6 protein-coding genes are annotated in these 9,077 nt (G+C 74.2%); 1 reads left to right on the forward strand and 5 read right to left on the reverse strand.

Features of this window, described 5'->3' with window-relative positions; translation table 11 throughout:
- Window positions 1-143: 143 nt before the first annotated feature.
- From I6A81_RS02765 to I6A81_RS02780, 4 genes are all read right to left on the reverse strand, one after another.
- The gene (locus I6A81_RS02765; RefSeq protein WP_203007390.1) at window positions 144-1,724 is read right to left on the reverse strand and encodes a lactate racemase domain-containing protein; all 1,581 of its coding nucleotides are present in this window, start codon (window positions 1,722-1,724) and stop codon (window positions 144-146) included.
- Window positions 1,725-1,905: 181 nt separating this feature from the next.
- A complete protein-coding gene (locus I6A81_RS02770; protein WP_203007391.1) occupies window positions 1,906-3,207 on the reverse strand; it encodes a zinc-dependent alcohol dehydrogenase in 1,302 nt (433 codons plus the stop codon).
- Window positions 3,204-5,582 (reverse strand): HAD-IB family hydrolase, encoded by a 2,379-nt coding sequence (locus tag I6A81_RS02775; RefSeq protein ID WP_203007392.1) that lies wholly within the window; start codon window positions 5,580-5,582, stop codon window positions 3,204-3,206. Before I6A81_RS02775 ends, I6A81_RS02770 begins: the two co-directional genes overlap by 4 nt.
- A gap of 447 nt (window positions 5,583-6,029) precedes the next feature.
- Window positions 6,030-7,121 (reverse strand): 5'-3' exonuclease, encoded by a 1,092-nt coding sequence (locus tag I6A81_RS02780; RefSeq protein WP_203007393.1) that lies wholly within the window; start codon window positions 7,119-7,121, stop codon window positions 6,030-6,032.
- A gap of 322 nt (window positions 7,122-7,443) precedes the next feature.
- On the opposite strand from I6A81_RS02780, the gene I6A81_RS02785 reads away from it, so the two are divergent.
- A complete protein-coding gene (locus I6A81_RS02785; protein ID WP_407661236.1) occupies window positions 7,444-7,887 on the forward strand; it encodes an Lrp/AsnC family transcriptional regulator in 444 nt (147 codons plus the stop codon).
- Window positions 7,888-7,916: 29 nt separating this feature from the next.
- Here I6A81_RS02785 and I6A81_RS02790 read toward each other — a convergent pair whose 3' ends face one another.
- Window positions 7,917-8,972 (reverse strand): hypothetical protein, encoded by a 1,056-nt coding sequence (locus I6A81_RS02790; RefSeq protein WP_203007394.1) that lies wholly within the window; start codon window positions 8,970-8,972, stop codon window positions 7,917-7,919.
- Window positions 8,973-9,077 lie beyond the last annotated feature (105 nt).

Raw genomic sequence — 9,077 nt, forward strand, 5'->3', positions numbered from 1 at the left:
TTTAAAACCCATCCGCCGAATTCGCAAATTTCTGCGTTTGTGGTGGGATGGGAGATGTTTATAAGAGACTGCCCGGGGGCTGCGCGACGCCGACGCCTGCGAGCCGACCCGCAGCGGCCGGCCCGACTTCCCGCTGACGCCGCTCATCGGACGTCCGCGATGGCGTGCGGCGGCGAGTGCAGGTAGGTGATCGACGGGGCGCGGCCCACCGTGCCCGACACCATCTCCAGCGCGTCCGCCAGCGTGGAGGCCGCGCGGAAACCCAGCCGGGCGCACGCCCTGCGGTCCCCGCCGACCCACACCACGTCGCCGACGTGGTCCATGCCGTGGGTCGCCCAGTACCACATGTAGAAGGGGTGGACACCGTGGTAGGCGTGCGATGTCCGGTACAGGTGGACGTACCAGGGGTCGGTGGCGTACTGCTTCTCGAACTTCGCCTCGATCGTCGCCGGGTCGGTCGACTCGGCGAGGACCTCCTCGTAGAAGTCCACGTACGACGGGTGGTGCAGCTGGGTGAACTCGGGCGTCACCGGGTGGTACAGGATCATCGCGCCCTTGTGTCGGACCAGCGGCCTGCCCCGGTACATGTTGAAGAAGTAGCCCAGCCCCATGCAGGTCGCCAGGATCGGGTTCATCACCGAGTCGACGTTGTACGGCCCGAGGAACGGCAGGCCGACGACGAGCACGTCGCTCTGTCCCTCGACCTCGACGAGCTGCTGGCGGTGCACCGCCTCCAGGGTCTTCTCGTGCGTGGCCTCGGTCTCGCCGGCGTTGACCCCGGTGACCTGGTAGTCGGCGACGATGCCCTGGAAGAACCGGTGCCGCTGCCGCGACGGCAGCTTCGGCAGCGCGGCGGTCGTCGCGTAGGCCATCGCCTGGTCCTTGCGCGACCACTCCCACTCGCGCCTGGTCAGGAAGCCGTACTTCTCGGGGAACGCCTGGTTGTTCACCGTCGTCTCGATGTTGAACACCCTGACGTGCTGGTTGAGCAGCCGGCCCATCCGCCACGCCGACGAGTGCATCGCCGACCGGGTGTGGTCCATGAACGACTTCGAGTGCAGCATCGTGTGGCTGTTGTGGTGATGGCGCAGGCTGTTGTACGACGCCAGGCCGATCGCGGCCGACTTGTGCCCGCCGTCCATCGCGACCAGGTTCACGTTCACGTACACGACCAGGTCCGACTCGGCGGCCCGCCGGTTGATCTCCACGTCCTCGCCGTGGTCGGTCAGCCCGATGTGCGTCAGGTTGTCCCGGTCCTCGGCGTCGTGGTTGTACAGGTTGTCCGGCCAGAACGACCGGAACACCCGCTCCCCGACGACGTACTCGATCTCGGCCGCGGTCATCCGCCGGTGCAGCGCCGTCGCGACGATCAGGTGCACGTCGTCGACGCCCTGCTCGGCGGCGAGCGTCAGCACCTGCTCGATGACCCGCTGGCGGATGTCCGGGCGGCGCATCCGCGGCAGCGGGATCGACAGGTCGTCGAACGCGATCGTCAGCTTCATCCCGGGAAACAGCAGGTCCCGCAGCGGTTCGCTGCCATGCGGATGCTCCAGCGCGTCCGCGATCGCCGCGTTCACATCTGGCAGCCCCGGCAGCGACTCCGGCGGGTACACCACACGCGTCCCCAACGGGAACTGCTCCAGCAGCAGACCCTCACCCTGGTGCACCAGCAGCGGGGGAGTCCGCTCGTCGACCTCGAGCACGAACCCCGGTCTCACAGCCACGTTCCCCTCATCGCCGGCCGGGACGGGCGGCGTGCGCCGCCGTCCCGGGCTGCCGTCCTCGTTGTCCTCGCCCGCGGCGCGGCGGCGCTCGCCGCGGACCCGCTGATGATGTACGCGGTCGAAACCGCGCTGTCCAGACCCGCGGTGGCTCCCGCCGCGGCGCCGGGCCCGACGGTGCCGGTCATGCCGACATCGTCGGGTCGAAAGCGATCTTCACGGCGCCGAGCCGGCCGGCGGACAGCGCGTGGTCCAGCGCCTCGCGCCACCGGGCCAGCGGGTAGACCGCCGAGACGACACCGTCCAGCGGCGCGGACGCCGCCAGCGCGAACGCCCTGCCGAAGTCCGACCGGGCACCGCCGTCCCCGTCCAGTCCCGCCGCCGGGCCGGCGCCCGCCGGCTCCCGCAGCGGCCCGTCCTCGCCGGCGGCCGGCCGGCCGGTCCGGCCCGACGACGCGTAGGTCCCGACGAGCTCCAGCTCCCGGTACCACAGCGGCGTCAGGTCCACCGACCCCGACGGCACCCCGGACAGCACCACCCGGCCACCGGCCCGGGTCACCCGCAGCGCCGTCGACAGCGACGACGCCGACCCGGCGCAGTCCACCGCGACGTCGACCCCGCCGAGCAGGTACGGCCCGCCGAGCTCCGGCTCGGCGCGCAGCGCCCGCGTCGCCCGGCGCACCCCGCCGAGCGCGTCCGACGGCGAGAGCACCTCGTCGGCGCCGAACGCCCGGGCCAGCTCCACCTGGCGGCGGTGCTTGGCGACCACCGTGATGTGCGCCGCCGGTGTGTACGCCCGCAGCGCCAGCAGCGTGAACAGGCCGACCGCCCCGGACCCGATGACCAGCACCCGGTCCCCGGCCGCGACCCGCGCCCGCCCGGCCGTGTGCACCGCCGTCGCCAGCGGCTCGACGAGCACCGCCCGCTCGTCGGGCAGGTCGCCCGGCACCGGGTGCAGCTGCGAGAGGTGCGCGACCATCGCCCGCGACCAGCCGCCGCCGGTGTCCTTGCAGTAGCCCGTCTGCAGCCCCGGGGACAGGTGCCCGACCGTGACCCGGTCGCAGCGCGACGTCAGCCCCGCGACGCAGTTCACGCACGGATCGAGCCCGCGGGCCTCGCAGCCGAGCACCGGGTCGATCACGACCCGGCTGCCCGCCCGGTACACCGTCCCGTCGGCCAGGACCGCGTCGGACTGCAACGTGCCGACGACCTCGTGGCCCGGCGTGAACGGCATCGACACCAGCGGCGAGAAGTAGAACGACGACTGCCCTGTCACCGTCGCCAGGTCCGACCCGCAGATCCCCGCCAGCGACGGGCGGACCGTCACCCAGCCCCTCCCGGGCAGCGCCGGGTCGCCCCGGTCGACGAGGCGCAGCGGCGCCGCGGACGTCGCCGCCGCCCCGGCCAGCGACGGCACCCTGCTCGACAGGACCCGCGCCGCCGCGTACCGCGGCATCGACCGGTACAGCTCCAGTCCTCGCGTCACCGGGCACCTCCCGTCGTCGACCTCGCCGCGTCCGACCCGGCACCGGTCAGGCCCCGCGCCGCACGCGGCGCCCCGGCCGACACGGTGGCCGCCGCCGCGGCGCGGGCCACATGGAACAGGGACCGCTCGCGCAGCGACGGCACCACCGCCCGCGGCTCCCCTGGCGTCGACGGCCACTCCTCGATCGCCCAGCCGTTCGCCTTCGCGGTCCGGAACAGCGACAGGTCCGGGTTGACGGCCACCGGGTTGCCGACCGCCCGCAGCATCGGGATGTCGGACTGCGAGTCCCCGTACGCCCACGACGCGGACAGGTCCGCGCCGACCCGGCCCGCGTAGTGGTCCAGGAACGCCGCCCGCGCGTCGCCGACCAGCGGCGAGGCCGCGAGCTTGCCGGTGAACCGGCCGTCGGGGCCGACGGTGAGCCTGGAGGCGACGACCTCGTCGAACAGCGGCGCGAGCGGGCGGACCAGGAAGTCCACCGACCCGGTCAGCAGCACCGTGCGATGCCCCGCCTCCCGGTGCGCCCGCACCCGGCGGATCGCCGCCGGCTTCACCCGCCGCAGCAGGATGTCCCCCGCCACCTCGTCGATGATCCGCGCCAGCTCCTCGGGATCCGCGCCCTTGTACCGGGCGTACACCGAGCGGATCAGATGCCCCCGGTCGGTGCGCTCGGCCCGCAGGTAGCGCGGCAGCGCCGCCGCGAGGCCGGCCAGCTCCCGTGCCCGGCCCGCCGGCGCCTCGTCGGCGAGGCGCAGCCACAGGTACGACTCGATCACCGTCGAGGACACCAGGGTGCCGTCCAGGTCGAACACGGCCAGCGCGTCCGCGTTGGCCGGCAGGTTCGCCGCGGCGCGCCGCGGCGGCGACGGGTCCCGGGGCTTGCGCAGGATCGCGGTGACCGCCGGGAAGTGCACGTCCTGCAGGTAGTACTTCCAGTCGTAGCAGGCCGGGTCGAAGCCGAAGTCGGCCTGGTCGGTGTCGTCGAGGGCGTCGTGCAGCGCCTTCGTCGCGTCGTCGACGTAGACCAGCTCGGCCTTCGTGTACGCCCGGTAGATGTCCGAGTAGCGGCGCAGGAACCCGACCCGCGCCTCGAACCGGTCGAACTCGCTGGCCCAGCGGCGCACCTTCTCCGACCGGGGCACGTGTTCGAGGACCTTGCCGGCGACGGAGGCGACCCGCTCGCCGTTGCGCAGCTTCGCCTCCGCGGCCCGCGCCCCGGCGAACGGCCACTCGGGCACCGCGATCGGCCCCCGGCCCCACTTCGGCAGCGGGTGCGCCACGAAGTACTCGTGGACGTGCTCGTAGAGCTCCCGGAACAGCAGCGGGTTACGGAACCCCGAACACACCGTGTAGTACGCCGGCTCGGCGGCCGGCGGGGTCTGCGCCGCCGCCGCGAGGATCGCGTTGACGACCAGGTCCACCGGGATGATGTCGACGACCGCGTCCGGGGACGCCGGGAAGTCCGGGAACTCGCCCCGGCCGTAGGCCAGGATCAGCGGCTCCGCCATCTTGAAGCCCTCGATCCAGCCCGGGAACGGCCGCGCGAGCGCGCTCTCGATGATCGAAGGCCGCAGGATCGTCAGCGGCAGATCGCCGTGCGAGTCCTCCAGGTAGCGCTCCGTCAACGCCTTGGTGAACGTGTAGCAGTCCGTCCAGCCGAGCACCTGCGCCCGCTCCGCGCCGGCGCGGACCAGCCGGTCACGCACCCACTGGCGCCGGCGGTCCTCGGCGTCGCGGGACACCGACTGCGCGCCGGCCCGCAGGTGCTTGGCCTGCGCCTCGGCCAGGAACGCCGCCGACTGCTCCGGGGTGCGCGAGGCGTCCTCGGCCCCCTGCCGGGCCCGGCCCGCCGCCGCCTGCTCGGCCGCCCAGTCGACGTCGTGCGCGAGCCGCCCCTCGGCGATGTGCCCGGACCGCAGGCCGGCGACGTACGCCGTGGACACATGCAGGATGTGCGGCGAGGAGCCGCCCGCGCGCGCGGCGCGCAGCAGCTCCTGCACCCCGCCCAGGTTCGTCGCGAAACCCTCGTCGACGGGCGGGTCGAACGAGACCTCGCCGGCGCAGTGGATCACCAGGTCGATGTCGGCCGGCAGGTCCGGCATCGACGCCAGGTCCCCGTCGACGACCTCCACCCGCGCCGCGAGCGTGTCGGCCGCGCCCTCGCCGAGCCGTTCCCGCAGCGCCGCGAACGCTGGCTTGCGCAGTTGGCGGCGCAGCCGCGCCGCACCGTCCTGGCCACCGCGGGGCCGTACCAGCGCGACGATCCGGGTGTCCGGGAAGTCCGACAGCAGACGCTCCAGCAGCGCCTCCCCGACGAACCCCGTCACCCCGGTCATGAACACGCGCCGGCCCGCGAGCCGCTCCCGCAGCCCCACCCGTCACCTCGTCTCTGCTCTGCTTCGTCGCCCGTGCGCGCCGTGGTCGTCCTCGCTCCGCTCGGACGAACCGCCGCGCGCGAGCTCCTTCGCTCCGCCGCTACCGCAACCACACCGATATCCGCTGGGCAACGGTAGGCGACGACGGACCCACAGGCGGTGTCCTGACCGATTCGCTCCCGCGCGCGTACTGCCCCAGCCGGAGTATGACTGGTCAAACTACCGGCCCCGGTAACCGGAGCCACCGGCACCCGGCCTTCGCGTCGCGCGCGCCGGCCACCCCGGACGGCCGCAGGACCATCCCGACCTGGCCGGACGCCGCCTGGCCCACCCCGCGCTCCCCTGGCCGGGCACGCCCCGTCGGGCATGCCATCTCGTCAGTCCGATTCCGCCCGATGTGGGCAGAATCTCCCGTGACGGAAGGGCCTGTCGCGTGATGTCGCCGGGTCAGCCGCCGGCGGCCGCCGCGAGGGCGCGGACCAGCCGGGTCGCCGACCCCGCCAGCCCCCAGCGCGCCGCGAGCTCGGCCACCCGCTCGGGGTCGGCGGGCGCGGCGGGCAGCTCGGCGCGCAGCGGCGGCAACGGCACGTCCGGCACCACCCGCACCACGATCCGCGCGCTGTCCAGGTAGTCGCGGGCCGCCTCCAGCCGCCGCCGCGCCCCGGCGGCGAATCCGTCGACCTGGCCGGCGTCCAGCGCCGCCAGCGCGGCGTCCAGCGACCCGAACCGGTTCAGCAGCGCCGCCGCGGTCTTCGCCCCGATGCCCGCCACCCCGGGCAGCCCGTCCGACGGGTCGCCGCGCAGCACCGCGAAGTCGCCGTAGGCCCGCCCCGGCACCCCGTAGCGCGCCGTCACCGCCGCCTCGTCGACGACGGCGAACTTGTCGACCGTGTAGCGGACCCGCACGGGCACGTCGTCGCGGACCAGCTGGAACAGGTCCCGGTCCCCGGTGAGGATCTCGACCGGCCCCGTGAACCCGCCCACCGGGTCCGCGGCCCCGTCGCGGGCCGCCCAGCCGTCCTCGGCGCCATACGGGTAGCGGGTCGCCAGGGTGCCGATGACGTCGTCCGCCTCGAACCCGGCCACCTCGACGCGGGCGATCCCGAACGCGTCGAGCATCGCGTCGATGACCGGCAGCTGCGGCGACAGCTCGTCCGGCACCTCCTCGACCTGGACAGCGGCCACCGCGGCGTCCCCGTCCGGCGGCCCAGCCGGATCCGTGGCGGCCGGGGACGCCGACCCGGGCGCCGCCGGGGCCGCGCCGGCCGGGTCGAGGACCTCGGCGACCCGGTGCGCCTTGTACGACGGCACCAGCTCGACGCGGAACGCCGGCCGCCAGTCCCCGTCGAAACAGCACACCAGATGCCGGGGCCGCAGCTCGACGATCTGGCGCGCCAGCACGTCCAGCAGCCCCCGCACGGCGTTCACCGGCGTCCCGTCCGGGGCCGTCACCGACCGCGGCACCCCGTAGAACGCCCGGAAGTACAGCGACGGCGTGTCCAGCAGCACCAGCCCGCCGCCCGTCGAAACATCACTCACCCCGCCACCCTGGCACGGCGCACCGACAGAACGGGCAGCCGGGCCGGCACCTGGCCGTCCACGGGTACCAGCCACACGGGCGCCATGACCGTGACGGCGGGCCGCCTCCGGGTCCGGGAAGCCCGCGAAGGCAGGGACCGTCTCCGTCGGGTCCCGAGGCGACCGGCCTGGGGCCCGCCCGGCGAAGGCCCCTTCCGGGCCGTCCACGGCCGCGGCCTTCCCCGGCCGGTGGGGCCGAAGCGGCGCCGGCCCGGGGGTCCCCGACCGGGGAATCCGCCGATCAGGAACGGCCGCGCTCAGGCACAGGCCATACCCTTCGGGGGTGCTGGAGGATCTGGACCGTCAGATCGTGCGTCTGCTGTGCGCCGACGGGCGGATGAGCTTCACCGACCTGGCGCGGTCGACCGGCCTGTCCGTCTCCGCGGTCCACCAGCGGGTCCGCCGCCTCGAACAACGCGGCGTGATCACCTCATACGCCGCGCAGGTCGACGCGGCGCAGGTCGGCCTGCCGCTGACCGCGTTCATCTCGATCAAACCGATCGACCCGTCGCAGCCCGACGACGCCCCCGACCGGCTGCGCCACCTCGTCGCGATCGAGGCGTGCCACTCGGTGGCCGGTGAGGAGAGCTACCTGCTCAAGGCCCGCGTCGCCGCCCCCGCCGACCTGGAGACCCTCCTGCAGCAGATCCGCGCCGCCGCGAACGTCTCCACCCGCACCCTGGTCGTCCTGTCCACCCCCTACGAGGGCCGCCCCCCGGCGCTGTGACCGCCCGGCCCGGGCCGGGCGGGGTCGCCTCAGATCGGGCAGTCACGGAACTCGTAGAACACCGCGCAGAAACCCGACCGGGTGACCTTCCACCCGTCCGCGGTCAGGGTGAACCGGATGGGGCTCTCACCGCGGGCGGGCTGCCCGGGGGCAGCGACGCGCACGAGCGCTCCCGCCTCCGTCGGCCCGAGGAACACCGGGTCGGAGACCCGGTCCAGGCTCACCGTGGCGCCGGCCCGCGGGTCCCGGGACAGGCCCTTGTCCACGGCCAGCCGCGCCAGGCCCTCCGGGTCGATGACGGCGTCGAGCATCTCCAGGCCGTCGGATCCCTGGAACGCCCGCCGGGCGGTCTCCCGGATCTGGGCGGCGGCGGCGTCCGGGTTCGCCGGCCCGGCCGGCGCCGGACCGAGCGTGACGCTCTCGGCGATGCGCAGGACGACGTCCCTGTCCGGCCCGGCGATCCTCACCGACGCGTCCGCGTTCTCGCCGCCCCACAGGACGCTCCAGGCGAAGCTCGACTGGTCGAGCTTGAGGTGCCTGAGCGTCGCGGGATGGCCCGCGACCGCGATGTCCTCGTAGGTCGCCTCCCGGCCGATCTTGCTGTTTATGTCCTCCTGCTCGGCCATCCACTCGGCGATGGTGGGCACCTGCCCGCGACTCACACTGATCGCGTACCGCCGCGTCCCGTCGAGAGCGGGCTTTTCCGCCGCGCGCACGGCCGCGACCTCGGCGGAGTCGGCGAAGTACAGCGTCTGCCCGGTGTGGTGCACCTCCCCGGGCGCGGTCCGCGTCGGCTCGGTGACGTCGTGGACCTGGTCGGCGGTCACGACGTGGCCCGAGGGCAGCCAGCCGACCCGCGCGCCGTACACCACCACCGTCCCCGCCGGGACGGTCGTCGTCGCTGACGGCTGGCCCGCCGGCGCGGCGGCCAACGGATCCGTGCCGCTTCCGCACCCGCACAGGACCACGATCCCGGCCGTCGCCAGCGCGGCGGCCCCCGTCCACACCCGACGTCGCCGAGGGGCCCGCTGGCGGGCCCGAGCGGGCCGCCGCGCGAGGCGCGGCCACGCATCCCTGTCCGGCATCTGTTCTCCTTTCGCCGTTGCGTCCCCGTCTAGACCCGTCTTCCGCACGTGCGTGCGGTGAGACAGTTACTTGATCGATTGTTCGGATCGGGTCGGGTTGATCGG

The sequence above is a fragment of the Frankia nepalensis genome (assembly GCF_016786325.1).
In the GTDB taxonomy this organism is placed as follows: Bacteria; Actinomycetota; Actinomycetes; order Frankiales; family Frankiaceae; genus Pseudofrankia; species Pseudofrankia nepalensis.

Excerpts from the sequence above, each read along its gene's own strand:
- I6A81_RS02790 (WP_203007394.1), bottom strand. The coding sequence starts at position 8,972 with ATGCCGGACAGGGATGCGTGGCCGCGCCTCGCGCGGCGGCCCGCTCGG.